Annotated in this window: 23 protein-coding genes and 1 pseudogene; 12 read left to right on the top strand and 12 right to left on the bottom strand. The window is 43.6% G+C overall.

The genetic code is table 11. The features are described 5' to 3' along the window. The first annotated feature begins 76 nt into the window (after positions 1-76). Together phhA and L3V37_RS07085 are read left to right on the top strand one after the other, a co-directional pair. Positions 77-871, top strand: a complete 795-nt coding sequence (gene phhA, locus L3V37_RS07080) for a phenylalanine 4-monooxygenase (protein ID WP_005375564.1) — start codon at positions 77-79, stop codon at positions 869-871. Further along, positions 861-1,199, top strand: a complete 339-nt coding sequence (locus L3V37_RS07085; RefSeq protein ID WP_005375563.1) for a 4a-hydroxytetrahydrobiopterin dehydratase — start codon at positions 861-863, stop codon at positions 1,197-1,199. Before phhA ends, L3V37_RS07085 begins: the two co-directional genes overlap by 11 nt. 70 nt (positions 1,200-1,269) lie before the next feature. Here L3V37_RS07085 and L3V37_RS07090 read toward each other — a convergent pair whose 3' ends face one another. Beyond that, positions 1,270-3,039 (bottom strand): choice-of-anchor I family protein, encoded by a 1,770-nt coding sequence (locus tag L3V37_RS07090; RefSeq protein ID WP_237306064.1) that lies wholly within the window; start codon positions 3,037-3,039, stop codon positions 1,270-1,272. Between the two features lie 199 nt (positions 3,040-3,238). Between L3V37_RS07090 and L3V37_RS07095 the strand changes: the two genes are divergently transcribed. After that, positions 3,239-3,583 carry a HopJ type III effector protein gene (locus L3V37_RS07095; RefSeq protein WP_005375560.1) on the top strand — a complete coding sequence of 115 codons (345 nt, stop codon included), beginning with the start codon at positions 3,239-3,241 and terminating at the stop codon, positions 3,581-3,583. A 38-nt stretch (positions 3,584-3,621) separates the two neighbouring features. On the opposite strand, the gene L3V37_RS07100 is transcribed toward L3V37_RS07095, so the two are convergent. Then, positions 3,622-3,930, bottom strand: a complete 309-nt coding sequence (locus L3V37_RS07100; RefSeq protein ID WP_080276966.1) for a cysteine-rich CWC family protein — start codon at positions 3,928-3,930, stop codon at positions 3,622-3,624. Positions 3,931-4,074: 144 nt separating this feature from the next. Here L3V37_RS07100 and L3V37_RS07105 point away from each other — a divergent pair, with 144 nt between their 5' ends. Both L3V37_RS07105 and L3V37_RS07110 read left to right on the top strand, forming a co-directional pair. Next, positions 4,075-4,290, top strand: coding sequence for a DUF3820 family protein (locus tag L3V37_RS07105; RefSeq protein ID WP_005375557.1), 216 nt, complete (start codon positions 4,075-4,077; stop codon positions 4,288-4,290). Between the two features lie 40 nt (positions 4,291-4,330). Beyond that, entirely contained in the window at positions 4,331-4,576 is a 246-nt protein-coding gene (locus tag L3V37_RS07110; RefSeq protein WP_237306065.1) for a hypothetical protein, read from the top strand. A 486-nt stretch (positions 4,577-5,062) separates the two neighbouring features. Here L3V37_RS07110 and L3V37_RS07115 read toward each other — a convergent pair whose 3' ends face one another. Genes L3V37_RS07115 through L3V37_RS07135 form a run of 5 tightly spaced genes read right to left on the bottom strand, consistent with a single transcriptional unit; the run spans position 5,063 to position 10,196 of the window. After that, positions 5,063-5,623, bottom strand: a complete 561-nt coding sequence (locus tag L3V37_RS07115; RefSeq protein ID WP_130545517.1) for a molecular chaperone TorD family protein — start codon at positions 5,621-5,623, stop codon at positions 5,063-5,065. Beyond that, entirely contained in the window at positions 5,623-6,423 is an 801-nt protein-coding gene (locus L3V37_RS07120; RefSeq protein ID WP_237306066.1) for a 4Fe-4S dicluster domain-containing protein, read from the bottom strand. Before L3V37_RS07120 ends, L3V37_RS07115 begins: the two co-directional genes overlap by 1 nt. A gap of 26 nt (positions 6,424-6,449) precedes the next feature. After that, positions 6,450-7,250, bottom strand: coding sequence for a DmsC/YnfH family molybdoenzyme membrane anchor subunit (locus L3V37_RS07125; RefSeq protein WP_130545519.1), 801 nt, complete (start codon positions 7,248-7,250; stop codon positions 6,450-6,452). A 1-nt stretch (position 7,251) separates the two neighbouring features. Continuing rightward, positions 7,252-7,875, bottom strand: a complete 624-nt coding sequence (locus tag L3V37_RS07130) for a DMSO/selenate family reductase complex B subunit (protein WP_130545520.1) — start codon at positions 7,873-7,875, stop codon at positions 7,252-7,254. Then, positions 7,872-10,196, bottom strand: a complete 2,325-nt coding sequence (locus L3V37_RS07135; protein WP_237306067.1) for a DMSO/selenate family reductase complex A subunit — start codon at positions 10,194-10,196, stop codon at positions 7,872-7,874. Before L3V37_RS07135 ends, L3V37_RS07130 begins: the two co-directional genes overlap by 4 nt. 395 nt (positions 10,197-10,591) lie before the next feature. Here L3V37_RS07135 and L3V37_RS07140 point away from each other — a divergent pair, with 395 nt between their 5' ends. Beyond that, positions 10,592-11,188: a tyrosine-type recombinase/integrase gene (locus tag L3V37_RS07140; protein WP_130545522.1), complete on the top strand. Its 597-nt coding sequence runs from the start codon at positions 10,592-10,594 to the stop codon at positions 11,186-11,188. A 121-nt stretch (positions 11,189-11,309) separates the two neighbouring features. Here L3V37_RS07140 and L3V37_RS07145 read toward each other — a convergent pair whose 3' ends face one another. Next, positions 11,310-11,918, bottom strand: a complete 609-nt coding sequence (locus tag L3V37_RS07145) for a LysE family translocator (protein WP_237306068.1) — start codon at positions 11,916-11,918, stop codon at positions 11,310-11,312. Positions 11,919-12,055: 137 nt separating this feature from the next. Between L3V37_RS07145 and L3V37_RS24180 the strand changes: the two genes are divergently transcribed. The 3 genes from L3V37_RS24180 (at position 12,056) to L3V37_RS07155 (ending at position 13,982) form a co-directional block, all read left to right on the top strand. Continuing rightward, positions 12,056-12,349: a LysE family transporter gene (locus L3V37_RS24180; protein WP_346014763.1), complete on the top strand. Its 294-nt coding sequence runs from the start codon at positions 12,056-12,058 to the stop codon at positions 12,347-12,349. Then, entirely contained in the window at positions 12,328-12,681 is a 354-nt protein-coding gene (locus L3V37_RS24185; RefSeq protein WP_267135792.1) for a LysE/ArgO family amino acid transporter, read from the top strand. Before L3V37_RS24180 ends, L3V37_RS24185 begins: the two co-directional genes overlap by 22 nt. A 281-nt stretch (positions 12,682-12,962) precedes the next feature. After that, positions 12,963-13,982 (top strand): hypothetical protein, encoded by a 1,020-nt coding sequence (locus tag L3V37_RS07155; RefSeq protein ID WP_237306069.1) that lies wholly within the window; start codon positions 12,963-12,965, stop codon positions 13,980-13,982. A gap of 123 nt (positions 13,983-14,105) precedes the next feature. Here the strand turns inward: L3V37_RS07155 and L3V37_RS07160 are convergent, their stop codons facing one another. Then, the gene (locus L3V37_RS07160; protein WP_237306070.1) at positions 14,106-14,912 is read right to left on the bottom strand and encodes a sulfite exporter TauE/SafE family protein; all 807 of its coding nucleotides are present in this window, start codon (positions 14,910-14,912) and stop codon (positions 14,106-14,108) included. A 122-nt stretch (positions 14,913-15,034) separates the two neighbouring features. Between L3V37_RS07160 and L3V37_RS07165 the strand changes: the two genes are divergently transcribed. Further along, positions 15,035-15,829: a helix-turn-helix transcriptional regulator gene (locus L3V37_RS07165; RefSeq protein ID WP_005389423.1), complete on the top strand. Its 795-nt coding sequence runs from the start codon at positions 15,035-15,037 to the stop codon at positions 15,827-15,829. 329 nt (positions 15,830-16,158) lie between these two features. Beyond that, positions 16,159-17,409, top strand: a complete 1,251-nt coding sequence (locus tag L3V37_RS07170; protein ID WP_213901309.1) for a DEAD/DEAH box helicase — start codon at positions 16,159-16,161, stop codon at positions 17,407-17,409. A gap of 151 nt (positions 17,410-17,560) precedes the next feature. Here L3V37_RS07170 and L3V37_RS07175 read toward each other — a convergent pair whose 3' ends face one another. Next, a complete protein-coding gene (locus L3V37_RS07175; protein ID WP_005375544.1) occupies positions 17,561-17,977 on the bottom strand; it encodes a VF530 family DNA-binding protein in 417 nt (138 codons plus the stop codon). Positions 17,978-18,395: 418 nt separating this feature from the next. On the opposite strand from L3V37_RS07175, the gene L3V37_RS07180 reads away from it, so the two are divergent. After that, on the top strand, positions 18,396-19,853 hold the full coding sequence (locus L3V37_RS07180; protein ID WP_237306071.1) for a DUF3360 domain-containing protein: 1,458 nt from the start codon (positions 18,396-18,398) through the stop codon (positions 19,851-19,853). A gap of 131 nt (positions 19,854-19,984) precedes the next feature. Here the strand turns inward: L3V37_RS07180 and trpB are convergent, their stop codons facing one another. Further along, on the bottom strand, positions 19,985-21,208 hold the full coding sequence (gene trpB, locus L3V37_RS07185; RefSeq protein WP_237306072.1) for a tryptophan synthase subunit beta: 1,224 nt from the start codon (positions 21,206-21,208) through the stop codon (positions 19,985-19,987). 400 nt (positions 21,209-21,608) lie between these two features. Further along, positions 21,609-21,923 (bottom strand): annotated as a pseudogene (locus L3V37_RS07190) (S1 RNA-binding domain-containing protein); the annotation flags it as partial. Between the last annotated feature and the right edge of the window lie 274 nt (positions 21,924-22,197).

The raw sequence follows: 22,197 nt of genomic DNA on the forward strand, positions 1-22,197 counted from the left end.
AAAATCGCGCAGGGATTGGAAGCTCTTAAGACTACAGATAGGCTTAATGTAAAGGATTTGTTAATGGAGATGAGCCATGACCCAGTATCGTTCTAAACCCGTAAACCAGGAAGGCAGGGTTGAATGGAGCCGTGAAGAAGACGCCATTTGGCGAGATTTGGTAACACGACAAATGGGTGTGATCCAAAACAGAGCTTGTGAGGCTTATTTACACGGTTTGACGCTGCTTGATTTACCTCAAGACCGCGTTCCTCAGTTACCAGAAATTAATCGTGTCTTGATGGAGACAACAGGTTGGCAAGTGGAGCCCGTTCCCGCGCTTATTGATTTCGACCGATTTTTTAATCTACTCGGTAATAAGCGCTTTCCAGTCGCCACATTCTTGCGTACAAGAGATGAGTTCGATTACTTACAGGAGCCAGATTTCTTCCACGAAATATTTGGTCATTGCGCGATGTTAACCAACCCAGACTTTGCTGCATTTACCGAGCATTATGGTCAACTAGGGCAAGCCGCTACACCAAAACAAAGAGCCTATCTCGCTCGTCTCTACTGGTTTACTGTAGAGTTTGGTTTGGTGAAAGAAGGGGACAAAACCAAAATTTACGGTGGTGGTATTCTTTCATCTCCTGGCGAAACCCTCTACGCATTAGAGAGTGATGCAGCAATTCGCGACCCATTTGAATTACAAACTGTGCTGAGAACGCCTTATCGTATCGACATCATGCAACCGAAGTACTACGTGATTGATGACTTTTCTCAGCTTTTTAAAATCAGTCAGTTAAATTTATTGAAACAAGCCGATCTAGCGATTGAAGCTGGACTGCTTCCTCCACTTTTTGAACCAAAGGAACCTGCTCATGTTGAATGAACAAAAATGCGAAGCTTGTAGTATCGATGCCATTGCACTAAGCAAAGAAGAACAACAATCTCTGCTGCTGCAATTGTCTGATTGGCAGATCATTGAAAGAGAAGACATACCTCAACTAGAAAAGGTGTATAAATTTAAGAACTTCAAACAAGCATGGGCTTTCAGTAACAAAATCGCGGAACTGGCAGAAGATGAGTTCCACCATCCTTCTATTTTGTTGGAGTGGGGTAAGGTTACCGTAACGTGGTGGAGTCACTCTATCAAAGGTCTGCATAAAAACGATTTTATCTGCGCATCAAAGTGTGACGCGCTAGCATCGGCAGAGTAGGACATTACCTCATACAAAAAACGCCCGGCTTACGTCGGGCGTTTTGGTTCTAAATGACTTTTACATTACTTTATAGATTGATTCGGAAGACGGATGTCGTGCCCGATACCTCATTGCCAACGGCGATAAAATGACCACCATTACGGGTAAAGTAATTAATGGACTCTGGACCTAAATCGCCTGCTTTTGGATTGTATGTGTCGTTCATGCATTCGCCATCTTCGACTTCTGTACATACTGGCTGATTGTAATCACGGCGGTTTACGTAATGCATAAACTGCGCTTGTTTCGGGTCTGTGATGTCATAAATCATGATACCGCCTTGACGCTCCAAGCCGATAAACGCGTAATGACGACCGTTAATTTGTGCTACTTCAATCGCCTCTGGCTCAATACCTTTATCATCACTTCGGTCATCGCCACTATTATTGTTATCGTTGGTGCTGTTGAAGTTTTTACCTTCATTCAGCAGCGCGATGGTCGCGAAATCGTCACCACTATCGAAGACCAACTTGCCGTTTTCATCCCAAATCGAGAATGAACGCGCGCCAAATGCTTGAACATTCTCTTGTGCAGAAAGCGTTTGTTCCGGCTTAATCACTTTTAAACGCGCGAGTTGTTTGTTGTCTTTTAGTGCCTCTGCCAATGGGTGTTCTGCTGCCACTTTCAGCTTCTTACCGCGCACTTCATCAATATGGCTTAAACAGGTTTCTTGCTCAGATGTATATTCATCTGTACCGAGGTAATCGTCTTCATCCCACATAAAGCCAGCTTTGTCGCACAGTTCTTGAGTGGTTTTGAATCCGTACTCACGCCCGTCGCCTTCATTTGCCGATGCGATGTAAGTACTCCCATTCACTGAGTAGCTGTCGATGGTGTCAGGCATAAATAAGCCAACCAGTTGTGGGTAGCTTTTCAAGTTCCCAATGATTTTGTCTTTGTTGGATGCATCGAGTTTAGCGCCCGACCAAGACTTCTCACCCAAGCCAACAATTCGCTCTACTGATTTGCTCTCTGGATTGACGATTGCCATGGCGTTATTTTCTTGTAGCGCGACATAGATTTTGCCGTTATCTGCAAAAGTGAGGTATTCCGGCTCTAGATCTTGTGCGATGGTGGCGTTTGCCCCCGAAATACGCACATTCTTTGGAAGCTCTGCTTTTCGTGAATCATCAAATTCGTTAAAGCCAATTTGTGACACTTCTGCTTGACTAACACCAAGGCTCAGATCGATCAAAGTGATACTACCTTCAGGGTCAATGCTGTAATCGCTGTTTGGTTCTCCTTCATTAGCGGTTGCGATGTATCGGCCATCTTTTGAGAAGCCAACCATGTCTGGCAATGCGCCTGTTGGGAAAGTCGTGACTAATGACAAATCGCCGGAGCGGTACAAGCCAACAATACCATTCGCTTGTTTATTACTGTTTTCAATCGCAACTGCTACCAAACCATTGAATACAGCGACACTGTTTGCTGCGCCAATTTCAATGCCCGCTGCTTCGCCAGCGCTGTTGAGATCAATGAATGCGCTTTGCGTTGGTACGCCGTTGTCATCCATAGAAAGTACATCGACACGTTTTGCTTGAGCATTAACCACATAGAGTTTATCCGTACAAGCGTCATAACTGACGATTTCAGCTGCCGATGTGTCGAATGGAGCATCAGCAACGGATGTTCCGATAAACGTTAAACCTTGAATTGACGTTTCCCCAGTAACGGGTGCAGTGGTAGGTTTGCATTGTGTAGCGAATGAAGCCACGGTATCTTCGGGTTGTGATGAACACGCGATGGCAAGTGATGACAATGCGAGTACACCGATTGCCTTTAAAGGGGTGATCATGATATCTCCTTATCAATCCGATAGGTTGTCAATCAGCATGGGTTTTATGCTGCTGTCCATTTCCGCAATTGGAATGATAGAGCGCTGAATGACGTTTGATTTGGTAAGGCTCTGAATATATGTATGATTGATGACTCTTATATTGGCTTTTTATGAAACTAATGTGTCATCAATATGATGAAGTAGGGATAGAGGAATAATGGAATTAAAATCGTTTTTAGATTTATTGGCAGCGTCACCAGAGCAGGTCGAATTTGAAGCAACGATGGCGGTGATCGAAGATAACTATACGTTTGAGCCAACCGCTTTTGTAAATGGTGAGACACAAAACAATGCAGGCGAGAACAACGGTTCGTGTAAGATCTTCGCTTTCGGTTTGCTAAACAACCTAGACAAAGAAGCGACGCTAGCCTGCTTTGGCCGTTTTTATCGTGAAGATGTATTGCAGCATCCAGAGAACAGCGATCACCAGAATATTCGTAATTTTATGGTGACAGGGTGGGAAGGCATTAAGTTTGAAGCGTCCGCTTTAACCGCTAAATAAACACCAGTCAGAAAACGATGATCAGTAAGCCAGTCGTATTACGCGACTGGCTTTTTTTCTAGACATTTTCGGCACAAACACAGCTGGTTGGCGCTTGGCTTGGGTAAATCACGGGTTTCAATAGTAAAGCACCAGCATGTCTCTTTGCCTGCGGCGATATCACAATGGGCTTGAGTCCCGCACTCAGGACAACTGTGCGTTGAATCTTCTCCTGCGATTTGTTCGATAATCGCATCTCGTTGGAGATCGGTTTTGTCTTTCCATTGGATGATTTCATCCATCGTTCGGTGACAACCAGAGCATATTCCGGCGTTATTTTTACATGCAGCTCGACAAGGTGACTTCATTGCTTTCTCGTTCTCATTTTTTATGCCGCGTACTCTAGCATAAAGCGAGTCAAGGCCGCCAAAAATAAACGTGACTGCGATTTGCTGGTGAGGAGGGAGAACCAGTGTTACCCTTGGACGAGTTACCTTAACTCTCTGTCACTTATGTTAGAAAAAGAAAACCTCATTAAACTCGCTAGAATGCAAATGCCATTTGGGAAATATGCAGGGCGAGTGTTAATCGACCTGCCTGAAGAATACTTACTGTGGTTTGATAAAAAGGGCTGGCCAAGCGGCGAGCTAGGGGATTTGCTCAAGCTATGTTTAGCGCTCAAAATTGAAGGCTTAGATAGTGTCGTGAAGCCTTTGAAGCGTATGTAACTAGCCACAGAAACTCCCACTCTTAATGAAAAGACTTATTATGAATTTTGATATCGATGCACTGAAACATCACCAATTGGTCGAAGATGGTAAACTAGAGGGATGTTACATTCATCAGCCAGCTCAAGGTAGCCAACACAATGACAAAGCTGTTTTGGCAGAGCACCAAGCGTTGGAAAAGTTGGGATATAAGGTAATACAGCTTAAAGCTAAAGGCGGGACAACAACGTTTGCCGAGGCGATGCAAAAGCTTGCGAAGGAAACTGGTCACCTGCCTAAGGAGTAAGTGAGTGTAACCTGCCACAGCCTTACAAGTTCTCCCACCAGACTATTTTTTCATTCAAAAGAGCCAGACCGTTAGGCTGACTCTTTTTGGCCCCAAAACAATTCATAGTAAAAGATATAAGCCAGTTTCGTTCTAGTACTTTTCCCTACAAAAAGTTATCTGAAGAATTACAGTATAAAGACATCACTAGAAACGAATTTACTCAATTTAAGGTAACGTCTGTAGAATCGAGATTTCGAATGTAATTCACACTTTATATATGAAAATTTTTAATTTTATTACGTTCAAGCCTTATAATAGGAAGCGAGCTCAAGTCAATTAAAAGTTACATCCCGAAAAATAAGTCTTTGCTCGAGATGTACTAGTCAGGCTTGTATATCTAAGGCGAACTATGCCTTATTGATTATCTTTCTTGTCGACATTAGAAATAACTTGTGAAACTCTAATTTATCACTGTATCCAATTCGTTTTTCGCCCAGCCTCTATCTAACCTAGCCTTACTCCTCTTAGTGTCACTTCAACCAGATCAATTATTGCCAAGATGGCACTGCTATCAACGTTATCGCGTAGCTTGCACACGTATTCATTAACCCAAGGTGTTAAGTGTTTTTCTTGAAAGTCACTCAGATAATCCAGCTGACCTGACAATGCAATGTTCGCCATTACCATAAAAATCAATCCAATGTGATCGACCGGCTCTTTCTCCGAGAGCGCGAACTCTATCCCGAGAGCTCCTAATTCTGATTGGAGCCTCATCGTAGACTCTCCATATAAAACTTCCTCTGGATCGGTATATACCGATCCCCACGGAGGAACAGCCAAATTATATTCAATGCCAAAATGACGTTTCCAGGCATCTAGTGGTAACCGAGCTAAGTCAGATAAAGCAGAAAGGTCATACTTCTCTGGGATATTTACCGCCCAAGATGATGTCCAGTCAGATTCAAAATATCGGGCGACTGCTTGAAAGTTTTCAGTGTCTGGAGCATAGCGAAAAAAGATAGCTAAAATATTTAAAGATTGGGCAATTTTCTGATGGTCTAACATTATTCCGCCATTTCTAGCTGAGGTTTACGAGAACAAATAAAACATAAATCATTTGAAGATGAAATCGAATAAAAAGCCTGTTGACATCGCTTGCACTGGCATGACTCTAAGTGTATTTCCTTTTCCGGCTCACTACCTCTTCCCTCATTAACAAAGACGGCATTATTTGCACACATCGACTCACACTGTCTACAGCCATGACACAAGTCCGAATCTATCGTCCACGTCGAACCATTTCGACTGAGCGCACCAGTTGGGCATACATTAGAACAAGTCCAGCAAGTCACACACTTTTCTTGAACCACGTCAACAGTATAAAACGGTTGCGGACGTAAATACTTAATAGGAAGCCGCTCTCGACTGGATAAACTTACTCTTTTCGAAGGATCTATCTCGGCTTTTTTTACTTTTAAAAGCGGTTTTCTCTCAAAGGTTTTTAAGAGTGATATTGCTAGGCATTGTGGCACAGTGAGTTGTAAGCAAAATATCCCCTTTAGTTTTGGCTTATACGCCATCCATCCGTAGAGCTCTTCATTCGTCATCGACGGTTCGACAAAAAGATAGTCATCGATAATAAACCTTAAGGGTAATCCGAGCCCTTGAATTGCTGACACAGGACAAGTAAAAATACACTCTCCGCAGTGAGTGCATTTTTTTTCATCAATAGTTTTTGACGCAAGGTCGATAGCATCATGTGGACAATGTTGTTGGCAACGCTCACAACCAGTAATACATGAAACAGAAATTTCCGGTTTATCGTGCTCTTTGAGCTCAAGAGCATTGAATACATGACCAATCATAACGTAATGCTACCGACCATTTGTGGTTAAAAACTATAAAAGCCGATACGTAAAATAAACTCGGCAATGACGATACCTGCACTCAGCCCGACAGCCATCGGTACAGAAGCCTTTTTTGCCTTAGCCATAACCATTAATCCTGATACTGACAGTGCGTAAAGTCCCCAAGCAACATAGGTCTGCGGGATGAATTCACGAAAAGATACTTCCGACCGAATTGGGAACAGGATGCCCAATGATTCAACTTCTGCATCTAAGCCAGAGAGCATATCAAATTGAGCGATAATACGAACGATCATACCAAGTGCTAAAAGGGCTATCGGCCAAATCAATACTTCTTTTTTCTTGCTCAGGTTTATAGATATTGCAGATAAACAAAACCCAACCAGCGCGACACCAAAAAAGCCCGCATAGGTAGCCCAAGATTGCCAAATAGCGACGGAAGCAGCTGTATAGATACGGCTCATGGCATACACATCTGCAATACCAAACGCGACCCCAGCCAAGACTAGTGGCATCACTAGCGTATTCTTAAAGACGTAGATTAAAAATGATAATCCAAGACAGCCAAGAAACGCAGAAGTCAAAAGGATCTCTCTACTAAGCCATGATGTCATGAAGTGCGTAATGGCAAACGGTGCATTCCAAACGTAACCCAAATGCGTCAGAGAAAGCGTTAAGCCAATACATGCGACAGCACAGATAGCAAATAAAAAGCTTTTACTTTGATTAACGGTGAATTGCTCACGCCCAACGGCAAAGGCTAGGCTCATACCAACCGATATCTGCACCAATAGAGTAAAAACAACAATAGAAATCTCATGCATATTATTGATCCTTCAAGGCTCCGTTATTTGGCTTTATAACCAAGTTAGGGTGCGTGCGCTCAGATGATGGCATGCCTTTTACTTCCGATAGTGAACCGTACTTTTCACGCAATTCACGAATAGGCCCGAACTTAATCGCGTTTAATGGACAGGTATCAACACAGATAGGTCTTTTGCCTTCGACCAAACGGTCAACACACATATCACACTTACTCATTTGACCTTGCTCATGGTTCATTTGGGGTGCACCATAAGGGCACGACCAAGAACAATACCCACAACCAACACAACGATCGGTGTTTACCCTGACGATGCCATCGTTAGGGCGTTTATGCATCGCTTGAGTCGGACAGTTCTTGACACAAACAGGCTCTTTGCAGTGATTGCAAGATATCGATAATGTATAAGCGTAAACGGTATTAATTAACGCTCCGTTCTTACCTTCTTCAAACCCACCGCCCGAGACCTCATATACACGTCGAAAACGGCGACCTACTTCTAAATTGTTTTTATCTTTGCATGCAACCTGGCAAGCTTTACATCCCGAGCACATAGAAGAGTCGATGAAAAAACCAAGTTGTTCATCACTCACTGGCGGGTATTCTACGAATGGTTGTTTGCTCATGCTTTTACTACCTCAACAAGCATTGTTTGATGCGAATTACCTTTGGCCAACGGAGTAATCCTTTCTGAAGATAAAGTGTTAGGACAACCGCCAACATCAATGCCTTTGTCATTCAGTTTTCGCCATGCACCGTTCGCCATAGCGACAACAGACGGAACAATCCTAGGTGTCACTTTCACCGGGATTTCAACCGTTCCTCGGCTGTTAAACACTTTGATTGTGTCACCATGCTTAATTCCGCGCTTATCGGCATCAATCGGGTTCATCCACAACTCCTGCTGCATGACTTCTTGTAACCAAGGATTCTTAAATTGCGTGGAGTTTGCGCGGTTCTTCGGCTTCCAAGTGATCAGCTGTAAAGGGAACTCTTTGGTAAGCTCATCGGCGAAACTTTCTGGCGATGGTACATAGTGAGACAAGGCCGGTATTTCAGGGTGATTCATGTCGTACAAACGTTTCGAAAAAATCTCTATCTTTCCTGAAGGTGTATCAAACGGGAACTTTTCAACATCCTTTATGTTGTCCTCAAATGCCACATAGGTTGAATCTTTGAAAGCAAAGCGTCTTGTTTTCTGAAACTCTTCGAACGTCGGTAGATTGTCGTTAGCATGCAATTTGCGAGTTTCTTCCCACACCCACTCAATCCACTCTTTCTCTGTTCTTCCTTCAGAAAATTCATCATACACACCAAGTTTTTTAGCAACGTCACATAACCAGTCATAATCCGAGCGGCGCTCAAAGTCTGGTTCGACTAGCTTTTCAGAAAGCACTAAGTAGCTACCCGTCCCCCATGTTTCACCAATATTCCAGCGCTCTGTAAACGCGGTCTCCGGCAAAACCAAATCTGCATATTGAGCGCTAGGCGACATATACAAATCACTCACCACAATCAACTCTACTTTACTTTCATCTTCAAGGACTTTGGCCGCTCGATTGACGTTAGGGTTTTGGTTAGTTAAGTAGTTGCCAGCAAGAGAAAAAATCATTTTGATTGGCGCTTTAAGCTCATCGGCACCTTTAAGGCCAACTTCTGGAGTCACATGCTCCGGAGCATCAACAGCATCAACCCAATTCATGATTGAAATGGATTCTTTTACAGGATTTTCTTTCTGATCGACATATACAGCAAACTTACGACCACCGGCAAAACCCGCACCACCGGCCCAACCGCCGGAAACGCCGACATTCCCTGTGATAGTAGCAAGAAGAGTTGAGCCGCGAGCAGAACGCTCGCCACAAATGTGTCGTTGTGGTGCCCAACCTTGAATTAGAGCGGCTGGTTTAGTCGTAGCATACTCAATAGCAAAGTCGCGAATGGTCTGCGCAGGCACTTTCGTAATACTCTCTGCCCATTCTGGCGTCTTTTTGATACCATCTTTCACACCCGTTAAGTATGAAACCAATGACTCGCCAGATGGAACGCCTTCAGGCATCGAATCTTCGTCAAAACCGATCGTATTCTTGGCAACAAAGTCCGCATCGTACAACTTCTCCGTGTAGATGACATACATCATGGCATCCATCAGAGCATTATCACTGGTAGGTAGGAGTGGGATCCACTGGTCGGCGTATGAAGCAACCGTGTCTGAATAACGAGGGTCAACCACAATGAACTTCGTTCCATTGCGCTTCATTTTCTGATAGTAATGGTTTGAATGACCAAAAATAGTTTCCGTAGGGTTGTGCCCCCACAGGATCACCAATTTTGAGTCTAATAACGTATCCATAGAGTTACCAGACAACGCAGTCCCATACGTATATGGTGTCGCAGCAAGCGTGTTACCCATAGAAACGGAATGGTAATAGCTTAAGTAACCGCCAGTCTGATTGAAAAGACGTTTAAGCATTTTATCGCCACTAAACGCACCGCCCGTCACCGCTGTGTTATTGGTAACAAATCGACATTCCGGACCATATTGCTTAGTCAAACGGGCCACTTCTTTAGCGATGATAGAAGTCGCTTCTTCCCAGCTGATGCGTTCAAACTTACCTTCGCCACGCTTTCCAACGCGTTTCATCGGATACTTTAAGCGCTCAGGGTTGTTTACAAAACGGCGATAACCACGCCCACGCACACAGCCGCGCATCATTGGCATGAACTCATCGATATCGTCATCAGGGCGAGTTGTGATTTGTGTCAGGGCACCATTTTTTATATGAGCACGGATATCACATTTACCACCGCAGTCGAAGGTACTACAAGTTTGAACGACACGTTCGTCATCCTGAACGATGTTGCGAACCTGAAAATTTCCCGAATTAGCAAATACTTGATTACTAATAAAAGGAACCGCAGCCATTGCGAGTCCGCTCGTCTTCATAAAGCTCCGGCGAGACTCTGAAAATTTTTCGTTTTCTTTCATAATCAACACTTATTTGAAATAAGTGGTCATATTAACTCGATACGAAAGGTTGAAATTTAGCTCAAATCAATAACCACAAAGTATTGATGGTTTTTTGACATGGTGATGACAATTGTCTCAATAGAAAATCATGGTGACCATCTTAGTTTTGTGAGAACGATGACGTCAAAAGAATCAATACCAGCAAGTTTTAAGCTGTTAAATGAATGTTCCGTATTTGAAGTTATCCGTGCTTTACTAATTTAGGGAAACCACTGAACCATTTCTGTCCACCGACGTTTCAGAGCTTCCTAAACCCTACTAAATTTGACTGCCAAATTTCATGTTGACCAAAACACTGAGGGGAGGTCATCATGAGAAAGTTATCTTCTGGAAAATGCAGTGGCATCAAAAGACCATTTAAGCTTGAAGAGATCTGGCGGATCAGTACTAGGCTGGAGATTGAAAACGATCTGATGCAGCTCGCACTACTGAACCTAGCTATAGATAGCAAGTTAAGGGCGAGTGATTTACTAAAGCTACACGTTTACAATGTTTCTTCGCAAGGCGTTATCTATGAAAGGGTTCAGTGCATCCAGCAAAAAACGGGCACCGATGTTCACTATGAGATTACTCCGAGAACACAGCAAAGTATTAGCCGATGGATTTTTGCAGCATCCCTAGAGGCAAGCAGTTTTCTATTCCCGAGCAGCCGACGCTCCGGGCAACCTATCAGCTACTCATTCTATCGTTCAATCATCAGGAACTGGGCTGTAAAACTGGGATTGAATGCTGACTACTACGGAACTCATTCCATGCGCCGTACCAAAGGCACCTTAATCTATGCCAGAACAAAAAACATCAGGGCCGTACAGATCTTACTTGGATATTCGAAGCTAGATAACACAATTCGATACCTTGGTGTTGAGCTAGAACACGCTCTGAGGCTATCTGAGAAAACAGATTGCTGACAGATAGGAGCCGCCACATGCTTTTCGTCTGAAAAGCATGTGCCCCAAAGTGCGTTACAATTCAAAATCCGAATTTAGATAATTGGCAATTTTATACACACAAAACCCTGCTCTTTGCCATTCAGGCAGAGTGCCCCAAAACTGGTAACAATGATATGAATGTTATCGTCGCTAGGCTGATGTTGAACACGCGCTGTCTTAATACGGTATTGAGATAAATACGAATTTTTTTACCAACCCAGACCCAAGTAATATTTGCAAACAGTCCGAATGTCGTAAACACGAAAGTAATCAATGTAACAGAGAACCAATAGTTAGAAGGGAGACTATAACTTGTGACCAAAGCAAGTGATGCCATCCAAGCCTTCATATTACCCAGTTGAAACAACGTAGCCTGAGTTATGTTGATTGGTTTGCTTTTAGTGGGTTTGCCTGCGAAAGGGTTGGTACATAGCAGCTTAATCATCAGCCAGAACATGTAAACCAGACCGATGTATTTTATAGCGAGATACCAACTTGGATGAGTCTGTAGGGCAATACCGACACCACATGCACAAAGCAGAATTAACCCTATTACGCCAATACGGATACCAATTAGGTGTCGCCATGATTTCCTTATACCAAATTGTGCCCCTGAGTTGGCGAGCAATAAGTTATTTGGGCCGGGTGTTATGGCGGTAACAAACGCAAATAAACTCATCGCTGGAGTTAGGTCCCATAATGTTGTCATTTCTTTTCTTCTCAAATTAGTGCTAGAACACTTGCAGGAGGCGGGGCAAGAAATGATTAAACACTTGCAAGTGATCATGCCTGATTCAGTGATAGAGCAATCGTTGGTGTTTGCTTCAAAATCCATTGAGGTTTGATGTGATAAATACTTTGTTAACGGGTGCCGTTGTTTCTGGAAGTTTGATTGTCGCAATCGGTAGCCAAAATGCGTTTCTATTAAAGTGCGGATTAAAAAAGCAATACGCACTGTCCGTTGCCACTATCTGCTTTCTTGGAGACATTCTACTGATCAGTACTGGTGTACTTGGTATAGGGACACTGCTCTATAAAGCACCATTATGGAAAGACCTTTTGACTCTTGGCGGCGTAGTATTTCTTTTCTGGTATGGCTACCAATCTGCAAAATCAGCATGGAATGGTTCAGTCACCTAGAGTTGGAAAATTCGGACATTGCCCAGAGTTGGTTAAACGTCGTTTTAATGGCTATGGCCATCACTTTTTTAAATCCACATGTCTATCTGGATACGGTGGTGATACTCGGGGGCGTGACTGCTCAAATGGAACCTGATGAAAAACTATTGTTTGTTATAGGGGCACTGATTGCATCAGGGATCTGGTTTTATGGATTAGTGTATTTGGCTAACAAGTTGATCCCACTTTTTAGTAAGCCAAGAACATGGAGAATTTTAGATTCTGCGATTTCATGCATCATGTTTGGTATTGCATTGAAGCTCGCAAAACCTCTGTTAAGCCAATACATATAGAACGTCTCGATAAAGCTGCATTTCCAATAACTAAACTGCTCCTGCCAGATTGGACACAGATTTTCCATACCAGAAGTTATTCGCATTTTGCTAATTTAAGTAAATGCTCTAAATCATTTCTGTCCAAGAGAGTGCCGGCGCAGTTCAAAGTAGGCACTTGCTTTGGGTTACTCGACTCCAAGTAACTTTATTGCTATGTTTCGCAAAATATATGGAGAATCTCCTGCGCGTTATTTTTCTAGATGCCGTGCAGAATAATGTGTTGACCGGCTGAGGGAAAAATGAAAACCAAAATAATAATGTCTTTTCTACTCGCTACATTGTGTGTCAGTGCCAGCGCCAGTACGAATGAGCCGAAATACCATTCTGCGCTAACAATCAAAACGGGATTCAGTGAAGACAGAGATAAGCCAGTAGAAGTCTATTATTGGTATCCCACAACGAACGAAAAAAACAATTTCACGTTTGGTAGGGGGAACATTTTTAAATCAGTCGAAACGCAGTTAGATGCCCCTTTAGCAAGTGGAAAATTTCCCGTTGTGCTTTTGTCGCAGGGCGGAACACGGTCAGCGTTTTCCCACAGTGGTTGGATAGCCTCGAGCCTGGCGCAACATGGTTATGTCGTTGTGGTACCAAAGCCTCCTGCACCGAACGAAATCAATGCAGAAATGGCTGTTGATGAAATCACATTCAGAACCAGTGATTTGATGCTTGGGCTGAACGAATTAAGTTCAGTCGGGATACTGTCCGGAGGCGTAGATACTGATGCAGTGCAGGGGGTCGGCTTTTTTCTGGGCGGCACATCTATGCTGATGCTCTCCGGAGCGAAAATAAGCCCGGAGAAATATCGAACATCGTGTCACAACGCCACCAATGTAGACTGTCATTGGTTACGTGAAAATAACGTTGATATTACCAGCATCCCGGATCAAAAATTCCCCCGATTTCAGTCTGAAAACAAACTGAAATCGGTCGTCGTTATCAACCCTGAGCTAACGAAAACTTTTGTCCCTGAAACTCTGGCCTTGATGAACAATGCTATCACCGTGGTGACGCTTTCTGATCGGCTACATCCCGCACTGACACCAGCCGAATCACTTGTTGCTCTTCCCAATGTGACATTTCAAGAGATTCCTAGTGCGAGTCAGTTTAGTGCGTTCGCAGAATGTACTGAGCGTGGCATTAAAATTCTCGCATCAGAAGGGGAGGAAGCACTTTGCCAGGAGCGTGACGAGGTTTCCAGAAAGGACAATCATCAGCACATTTTGGATGTAATTCTGGCCAGGTTAACAAAGTCATAAGAGTGCAACAATGAGGAGCTTTCTTACACATTGTGTGCTTGGACCAGCAAAGCGAGAAGTAAGTTTTTGCAGGCTTATCCTTTCACCATAGTGCAAGGCCTACTAGTGACCGTGTTATTTGCTCTAACTAAGTACTTGTACCAACATTTTGAAACTTAGAAGAACACACAAAATACCAACGATTTTCTTAAGAACTTTATTTGGGAAATACTCTGCACAACGCACGCCGAGGCTAGTAGTTAAGTAGCTACTAATGGAGAAGCTGAGCATTGCAGGAAGGTATATGTATCCTAATACTAAGTTGTTCCAATCTGTGTTTCCCCATCCGTTTAACATGTAGCCGAGGCTTCCTGACAGCGCGATAGGGAAACCTATCGCAGCAGAGGTACCAATAGCACGTTTTACCTCAAAATTTTGCTGGACAAGATAGGGGATGATCAACCCCGCACCGCTTATAGAGACAAGTGCTGATACAGAGCCAATCACCGAGCCTACAGTGATATTACCGATAGCCCCATTTGGGTTCGGATTGTACTCATTTTCAGTGTTGAGAAACATCTTATAAGCAACATACAACATGAATACGCTAAAAAAGCCAGCCAGATAGACGCCTTGTAGATACGATGCTACGAATGTGGCGCAAAATGTTCCGACTAGAACTCCGCTCAACATTTTTACTACCATTGTCGAGTCTACATTCTCTTTTTTGTAGTGAGCGCGCATGCTGCCCAATGTTGTAATAATCATAGAAGCCATTGATGTCCCTAACGCAAGATGGACCACTTCTGTATCAGCTATTCCCTGTAGTGAAAATAGAAACGCAAAAATAGGGACGGCCATTCCACCACCACCCACACCAACGAGTCCAGCGAGAAAGCCAATGCCCAAGCCTGCTGTAATGTAATAGATAATAAAGATAGGTTCGTTCATGATGGTTCTGCCTTCGATAAAATGGTCGTTGCTAAAATGTTACTCGAACGCTAACTTGCTATGGTAACGTTAAGAGGACAGAAAATAATGAATAATGGCCAAAATGGAATTGAGTAAATAAAGTGACAAACTCTGATTACAGCGAATGGAAAAATGGCGCCGCACTTATCGCTAAGGAGTGGCAACATGAAAGGAGCGACTTCAACCATTTGGATCAACGGCCACATAATTGGCACAGTCATCATCGAGGCCAGTTACTGTGTATAGATGAAGGGCTAATTCAGGTCAAAACCGATGAAGGAACGTGGATACTACCACCTCACCGAGCTGGTTGGATCCCCCCGGGTGCGATGCACAGTGTTTATTTTTGTGGTTCTCTGAAAGGTCGTTCATTACTGTTTACTCCAGAGAGTTGTGAGCGGTTTCCAATGAGACCTTGTGTTATCCAAATGAGCGATGTGTTGAAAGCCCTATCGGTTAGAGCATCGATATGGAGCAAAACAGACGATCTATCCATACAGTCTTTACGTATTCTCGCCGTAATATCCGATGAAATCGTCAATAGCCCTCATGAGTCACTCCACATCCCACTGCCCAGAGATCCGAGACTGCAAAAAGTTACTCAAGCAATTTTAATAGACCCAAACAGCAAGCATTCTGTAGAGCATTGGGCCAATATTGGGGCAGTCTCATCTCGGACGTTAAGACGATTGATTCGAAGTGAGTTAAACATGAGTTTTAGTGAATGGCGGCAACAAGTACTGCTAATACATTCATTAGAAATGATAGCTCGAGGGGAATCGGTGGGAGATATTGCACATGCTTTAGGTTATTCGACGCCCAGTAACTTTATTGCGATGTTTCGTCGGGTCTATGGCGATTCACCCACGCGTTACTTTTCGAGTCGTGGCATATAGTTGCCAAGAGCTTACCTAAATTAGGTTCGTTTTTATGTACTGAGGTTTACATTCATTTACTCACGCAACATAAGCAAATGCTTCTAGCTTCTTTCTGCCCGAATGAGCTGAAATCAATTTCGAAGTGGATAATAGATTCGTCTCGAACGCTACCATCTTGGTCGTAGAGTATTGGTTACCGAAACCATTAACTCATGTTAGTGAAAGGAAATTCCTGAACCCTATAGTGCTTCTTTCACCAATCTTCTGTTTGGGCCATTATCTCTAACATCCAGACGCGAAATAGCATAAGATACACGGCCTTTACTAGCACTGAGTCACTCATCGTAATGACAGATAAAACACAGCAAGCGACATTTGCCGATCTTGGCCTGATTCCAACCTTAGTCGAGCGACTAGAAGCGTTAGAATACAGCCAACCGACGCCCATTCAATCTCATACCATTCCTTATATCCTTGAAGGGAAAGACATTGTTGGCGGTGCCAATACGGGCTCTGGTAAAACCGCTGCTTTTTCGCTTCCAATTCTGCAAAAAATTGTTCAGCAAGACGAATCAAATAATCGCCGTGGTAACTTCGTTTCTCACCTGATTTTAGTTCCAACTCGTGAGCTGGCATCACAGGTGGCATACAACGTCAAATCTTACTCATACCATCTTAGAGATAAGATCAAAACGGTTGCCGTATTTGGTGGTGTATCGGTGAACCCACAAATGCTGGCGCTTCGTGGTGGCTGTGACATTATCGTGGCGACGCCGGGTCGATTACTTGATCTGGTATCCAGTAACGCGATTAAGTTGGACCAAGTAAAAACGCTCGTGCTCGATGAAGCTGACCGTATGTTGAGCCTCGGATTTACCGAAGAACTCAATAAGATTCTTGCGTTACTGCCAGAGAAGAAACAGACGCTGCTATTTTCTGCTACTTTCCCTGATAAAGTCACGACGCTGTCTCAGCACTTGCTCCGCGACCCTGTTGAAGTTCAGTTGCAGAGCGCAGAAGCCAGCACTTTGGTGCAACGCGTGTTTAGTGTAAATAAAGGTGAGAAAACGGCGGTACTTGCGCACTTAATCAAACAGCATCAGTGGCGACAGACTTTGATTTTTGTGAATGCTAAGAATGCCTGTAACCATTTAGCTCAAAAGCTGTCAAAACGCGGTATTACCGCTGAAGTTTTCCATGGTGATAAAGGGCAGGGCGCTCGTACTCGTGTCCTTGACGGTTTTAAGTCTGGCGAGATTCAAGTTCTTATTGCCACCGATATCGCAGCACGCGGCCTTGATATTGAAAAACTTCCAGTGGTGATTAACTTCGATCTTCCGCGTAGCCCTGCTGATTATATGCATCGAATCGGTCGTAGTGGTCGTGCTGGTGAAGTAGGTTTAGGGTTATCTCTTATCGATTACGACGACTACCACCATTTCAAAGTGATAGAAAAGAAAAATAAGTTCCAACTTGAACGCGAGCAGGTAGTCGGTTTTGAAGTGGAAGACGATCAGAGTGAAGCCTACTTTTTACCAATGAAGCCGCGAGCAAAGCCGGCAGGTACGGGTAAAAAGAAGAAAAAGCGTAATCAATAGAAAACGTAAACTACATGTGAGTTTACTTACGGGAGTTGTTGGAGAAAGGGAATACTCACTAGCTTGAGTCTTCGCTTCTAGCCATTCCTTTAAAGAACAATAGAGCCCTGCTGGAGCTACCAGTAGGGCTCTATTGCTTTTCAAGATAGTGTTATTGGCGACGAGCAGGGCGTCCGCGAGGTGAACGCTTTTTAAATGCAGACGCTGCTTTAGCTTGTGACTTAAGAATAGAGTCAACGGTTAGTGGCATAGGTTCTTTAGGTTCAAGGCCATGAGGGAACGTACGAGCTCTTGGCGGTAAGTTGTATTCTTCTTCGCTCGCGCGTGGCATGCGCTTAAAGCGATAAAGGTAAAAGTTTTCTAATTTTTCTCTCGCCCATTCGGTTTTCTTTAAATACTTCACGCTACTTGCAATCGAAGGCTTAGTGTTAAAGCAATTAAAACGCATTGCTGTATCTAGAATGTCCCAGCCGTAAAAATCTACTAACTCTTGCAACATAGTCTCTAGCTTTAACCCGTGCAGTGGATTGTTCTGTTGCAGCTCGATTCTCTCTTCGTCAGTCATCATTTTTAAGGGCCTTACTCATTAAAGGGCGGAGTTTAACAAAGTATACAATGTAGAGATATCTATAGTTACTTTGCGATGGATGCGAGCACAGTGCTCTCTACCTTGAAAGTATAAATCGGAATTGGCCGCTCTACTTGGCTCTCTGCTCAAAAATGACTCTTAAAAGTTCAAGCGTCCCAGCTCGATGTTAAATTATTGTGCAATAAGTGAGATTTTTGTTGTTCTTTTACTAATGTCTAATATTCCTACCCATAGCAACACATGCTTAATAAGCTCAAAATCAAAATTGGTTCATGCCGCTTTCTTAGTATGGCCTAGAAGTTTGATGTGGGTGTTGTCTCGTATTGGTCGAAGGTCTGTCTGCCAAGCGAAACTCTAGTTGACGTAGTTCAACGTTGAAACATAAAAGGATGACTCAATGTCTGACAAAAGTAAGACTTTTTACAGGGATGTGCGCAAAAAACCGCATGAATTTGAAAGCCGAGAAGACTTTCTAAATCATGATTTAACCGTCATGAGTTTCCGTCGCTGGGGAATTCATTTGCCCTCACGTGATTACAGTATTGAAATCGAAGACTGGGTACCGGCATTAGCAGCAACCATTGGTAAAGTGGTTATGGTCACTGCCATGGTTTCCGCTTTTGCTGCTCAGTTTGGTTTATCTCCGGAATTCATTGCAGAAAACGTGCGTTACGAATTACTTATCGCTGGAGCCCTGTTCGTCATCCTGTTTTCTGCCATCCTAAACCCGAATGCAAACTTAGCGGGAACCCATGGCCCAATGATACCGCTGATTCCTATGATTGCAGCTGCAGGAGGGCACCCTCTCGCGCTAGGTTTGATGGTATGTGTTTTTGGGTTAATTCTCGCCTTAACCAAAGGTGGCTCTAAACTCATGACTCTCACTGGTATCGGGGTTCGAGGAGGGTTGTTGATCTACCTTGGTGCTGTTGGGTTGCTCGGGCAAATTAATAAGACGGAAGCGTGGGCTGCAAGTACGGACCAAGGTTACATTTCGTTTGTGGTCATAGGCCTAACCGTTATGGTTTACGCTTACTTAGCTAAGATCAATAAACGTTGGCTCGCTATCCCATTGTGCTCTGCACTCGCGGGTATTGTTGCTTATTTGATGGGCGCTGAGTTTGCTTTTACCACAGAGCCGGGCCTGCCTAATTTCAGTCCATTCTACTGGTGGGGTGAAGATACAGGCTGGCAGCTAGGCTGGCCAACCCTAGAGCACTTTATTGCCGTGACTCCATTTGCTCTACTGGCAGTCGCTATGTGGTCCCCTGATTATCTCGGCCATCGTGTGTTTCAAGAACTTAACTACCCGAAAGAAGCGAAAGGCGTACTAATGGATGTAGACGACACGATGGTCGGAGCATCTGTTCGTCAGGGGGTTGGCTCACTCTTAGGGGGCGGAAACCTAGCTTCTTCTTGGGGTACGTACATGATTCCAGCCGCAATTGCCAAGCGTCCTATTCCAGGTGGCGCTCTGTTGACGGGTTTCATGTGTATTGCGGCGGCGGTAATTGGCTACCCAATGGATCTAGCAATGTGGGAGCCTGTTCTGCGCGTTGCTTTGATTGTGGGTGTATTCTTACCACTTCTTGAAGCGGGTATGCAGATGATCCATAAACATAAAGATTCACTCAGTGCCGGTATCTGTATTTTTGCCTGTGCATTCGTTAATCCAGTCTTCGGTTGGGCAATCACGATGCTGCTGGATAATCTCGGGCTTATCGGCGACCATGAGCGTGCTAACGGACTATCGCGCAAAGATAAATATCTGATTCCTGGCACTGCGTTTATCGTTTGTGCAGGCTCCCTTGCTATTGTTGGTCAGCTTCCAGGCATTCCAGCTCTTATCGGTTAATCGAATTATGCTCTAAAGGTATAGTGAGAACAGTGAGTAAAGGGACTTGCTTCTTAAAATAGTAGACAAAAACAAAAAGCTACCTAGTACCAGGTAGCTTTTTGCATGTAGGGTTAGGCTACGGAGTTAGGCTATATGAGTGATTCAATGCCGTATTTTGCGCCGTAGTGTTCAACGACAAAATCAATGTCTTTGTCACCACGGCCTGATAAGTTGATCAAAATCGAGCCGGTTTCTCCTTGCTGCGCGAGTTTAATTGCGTAAGCGACAGCGTGTGAGGATTCAATAGCAGGGATTATTCCCTCTTCACGAGACAGCTCAAAGAAGGCATCAATCGCTTCGTCATCAGTGATTGAGCCGTAATTGACACGGCCAATGTCTTTTAAGTAACTATGCTGAGGCCCAACCGATGGGTAATCCAAGCCACTTGCTACAGAGTACACTTCTTGAGGTTCACCTTGCTCATCTTTAAGCATGTAAGACTTAAATCCGTGCATAATACCTGGCTCACCAAGTGTGAGTGTTGCAGCGTGCTCGCCAACCTTTTGCAAAGAACGGCCTGCAGGTTCAACACCGTGAATGGCGACTTGTTCATCCTCTAAGAAAGCAGTAAATAGCCCCATCGCGTTAGAACCACCTCCAACGCATGCGACGAGATTATTGGGTAACTTGCCGGTCATTTCTTTGAATTGAACTCGTGCTTCGTTACCGATAATTGATTGGAAATCTCTCACCATTTTAGGGAATGGGTGAGGGCCAACGACAGAGCCTATCGCATAAAGTTGTGTATCAGGATCTTTCAGATAAGCTTCGAATGCAGAATCTACCGCTTCTTTGAGGGTTTTGCGCCCATGAGTGGCAGGAATGACATTAGCACCAAGGATTCTCATGCGGACGACATTCGGATGTTCTTTGGCGATATCAACTTCACCCATGTAAATATCGCATTTCAAGCCAACCAATGCCGCGGCTGTAGCAAGCGCAACACCGTGTTGCCCTGCGCCAGTTTCAGCAATCAGTTTCTTCTTACCCATCTTTTTAGCGAGAATGGCTTCCCCTAAGCAGTGGTTAATTTTATGTGCGCCTGTATGGTTTAAGTCTTCGCGCTTTAGGTAGATGTCTGCTCCGTATTTTTTAGACAAGTTTTCCGCATGGAAGATTGGGCTAGGTCGTCCAACAAAGTGCTTATACAGGCGAGCGAGTTCCGCTTTAAATTCAGGATCTTTGCTGCATTCCTCATAAGCTGCGTTGATGTCATGCATGATTTGTTCAAGCTCAGGTGGAACAAAGCTACCACCGTATTCACCAAAGTATCCTTCTTCGTTGGGCATAGTGAGATCAAACGAGTTTTTCATTATTTACATCCTAGTTAACGAAAGTATTGATACTTTTATACCCAAAATTTAGAAGTGGTTGTGTGATCAGTTGCTTAAATCAGAGTTCGCGATCTAGTGCACTAGTTACAAAGTACAGCTTGTGTAGGGGATAATAGTTGGGATGTAGAATCAGGTGGTTTGAATAGGTGCAAAAAAGCCTCGAGAGATCCTAGGCTGTCATAAGAACCTCTCGAGGCAAACAGAGTGCTGGAAATACACTCTGCGATGGTGTCTGGAAACAAAAATTAGATTCGTTTCCTTTGTCAGATATTAGGGTTTTAGAATGAGTCGATGTCAGCGAAATGTCACAAGTTAATTGCGGTATTAAAAGCTTATTTTTTATTTTTGATTAATGGATTAGAAAGTAACCTAAAACAGGCTAACCTACCGCGTGTTCCGCGTCTTTTAAGTTGGACATGATCTTTCTTTGTTTCGAATCGGTGTCTTTAACCAACACGTGCACTTTGGTCCCTAAAGTAAACGTGGTGCTCTGGATGGAAATTTTTTGTTTGACTGCATCAAATTCGAACTCACCATTTTGGAAAGTTGATAAAGGAATGAGACCTTCGATTCGGTTTTCCTCTAACTCAACAAATGCTCCGAAGTGTGTGAATCCAGATGCTGTCCCTATGAAGTGTTGTCCGATAAATGGCTTCATGTAATGGCATTTCAGTGCAAACTCAACCTCTCAGCTAGGGATTATGTGCTCGTAGTTATTAGAATTTATTGATTGAGCAGATATATTTAATTTCATTTTTTCTCTTATATTCGCCAATCGCTTTTATTTTATAAACTTTATTTTTATGAGCAAAGCATGAGGCGAAGTGATTCAGATATGAATGAGATTAATTTAGTTCCAAACTGGAATAGCAAGGTAGGCTGTGTGATTATCTAAAGATGTATACCAAAGTGACTTTATTGAAAGTGATTAATGATGGTGTGGGAGAGGTAAGTGATTTGGGTATATA

This window comes from Vibrio sp. D54 (genome assembly GCF_021728075.1).
Lineage (GTDB): Bacteria > Pseudomonadota > Gammaproteobacteria > Enterobacterales > Vibrionaceae > Vibrio > Vibrio alginolyticus.

Bases quoted from the DNA above. Each gene is read 5' to 3' on its own strand.
- L3V37_RS24185 (WP_267135792.1), top strand. From the start codon at position 12,328: ATGGAATGGTTCAGTCACCTAGAGTTGGAAAATTCGGACATTGCCCAG.
- L3V37_RS07110 (WP_237306065.1), top strand. From the start codon at position 4,331: ATGAATTTTGATATCGATGCACTGAAACATCACCAATTGGTCGAAGAT.
- L3V37_RS07125 (WP_130545519.1), bottom strand. From the start codon at position 7,250: ATGCATGAGATTTCTATTGTTGTTTTTACTCTATTGGTGCAGATATCG.
- L3V37_RS07140 (WP_130545522.1), top strand. From the start codon at position 10,592: ATGAGAAAGTTATCTTCTGGAAAATGCAGTGGCATCAAAAGACCATTT.
- L3V37_RS07130 (WP_130545520.1), bottom strand. From the start codon at position 7,875: ATGAGCAAACAACCATTCGTAGAATACCCGCCAGTGAGTGATGAACAA.
- L3V37_RS07115 (WP_130545517.1), bottom strand. From the start codon at position 5,623: ATGTTAGACCATCAGAAAATTGCCCAATCTTTAAATATTTTAGCTATC.
- L3V37_RS07170 (WP_213901309.1), top strand. From the start codon at position 16,159: ATGACAGATAAAACACAGCAAGCGACATTTGCCGATCTTGGCCTGATT.
- L3V37_RS07160 (WP_237306070.1), bottom strand. From the start codon at position 14,912: ATGAACGAACCTATCTTTATTATCTATTACATTACAGCAGGCTTGGGC.
- trpB (WP_237306072.1), bottom strand. From the start codon at position 21,208: ATGAAAAACTCGTTTGATCTCACTATGCCCAACGAAGAAGGATACTTT.
- L3V37_RS07090 (WP_237306064.1), bottom strand. From the start codon at position 3,039: ATGATCACCCCTTTAAAGGCAATCGGTGTACTCGCATTGTCATCACTT.
- L3V37_RS07100 (WP_080276966.1), bottom strand. From the start codon at position 3,930: ATGAAGTCACCTTGTCGAGCTGCATGTAAAAATAACGCCGGAATATGC.
- L3V37_RS07180 (WP_237306071.1), top strand. From the start codon at position 18,396: ATGTCTGACAAAAGTAAGACTTTTTACAGGGATGTGCGCAAAAAACCG.
- L3V37_RS07155 (WP_237306069.1), top strand. From the start codon at position 12,963: ATGAAAACCAAAATAATAATGTCTTTTCTACTCGCTACATTGTGTGTC.
- L3V37_RS07095 (WP_005375560.1), top strand. From the start codon at position 3,239: ATGGAATTAAAATCGTTTTTAGATTTATTGGCAGCGTCACCAGAGCAG.
- L3V37_RS07135 (WP_237306067.1), bottom strand. From the start codon at position 10,196: ATGAAGACGAGCGGACTCGCAATGGCTGCGGTTCCTTTTATTAGTAAT.
- L3V37_RS07145 (WP_237306068.1), bottom strand. From the start codon at position 11,918: ATGACAACATTATGGGACCTAACTCCAGCGATGAGTTTATTTGCGTTT.
- L3V37_RS07175 (WP_005375544.1), bottom strand. From the start codon at position 17,977: ATGATGACTGACGAAGAGAGAATCGAGCTGCAACAGAACAATCCACTG.
- L3V37_RS07120 (WP_237306066.1), bottom strand. From the start codon at position 6,423: ATGATTGGTCATGTATTCAATGCTCTTGAGCTCAAAGAGCACGATAAA.
- phhA (WP_005375564.1), top strand. From the start codon at position 77: ATGACCCAGTATCGTTCTAAACCCGTAAACCAGGAAGGCAGGGTTGAA.
- L3V37_RS07085 (WP_005375563.1), top strand. From the start codon at position 861: ATGTTGAATGAACAAAAATGCGAAGCTTGTAGTATCGATGCCATTGCA.
- L3V37_RS07105 (WP_005375557.1), top strand. From the start codon at position 4,075: ATGTTAGAAAAAGAAAACCTCATTAAACTCGCTAGAATGCAAATGCCA.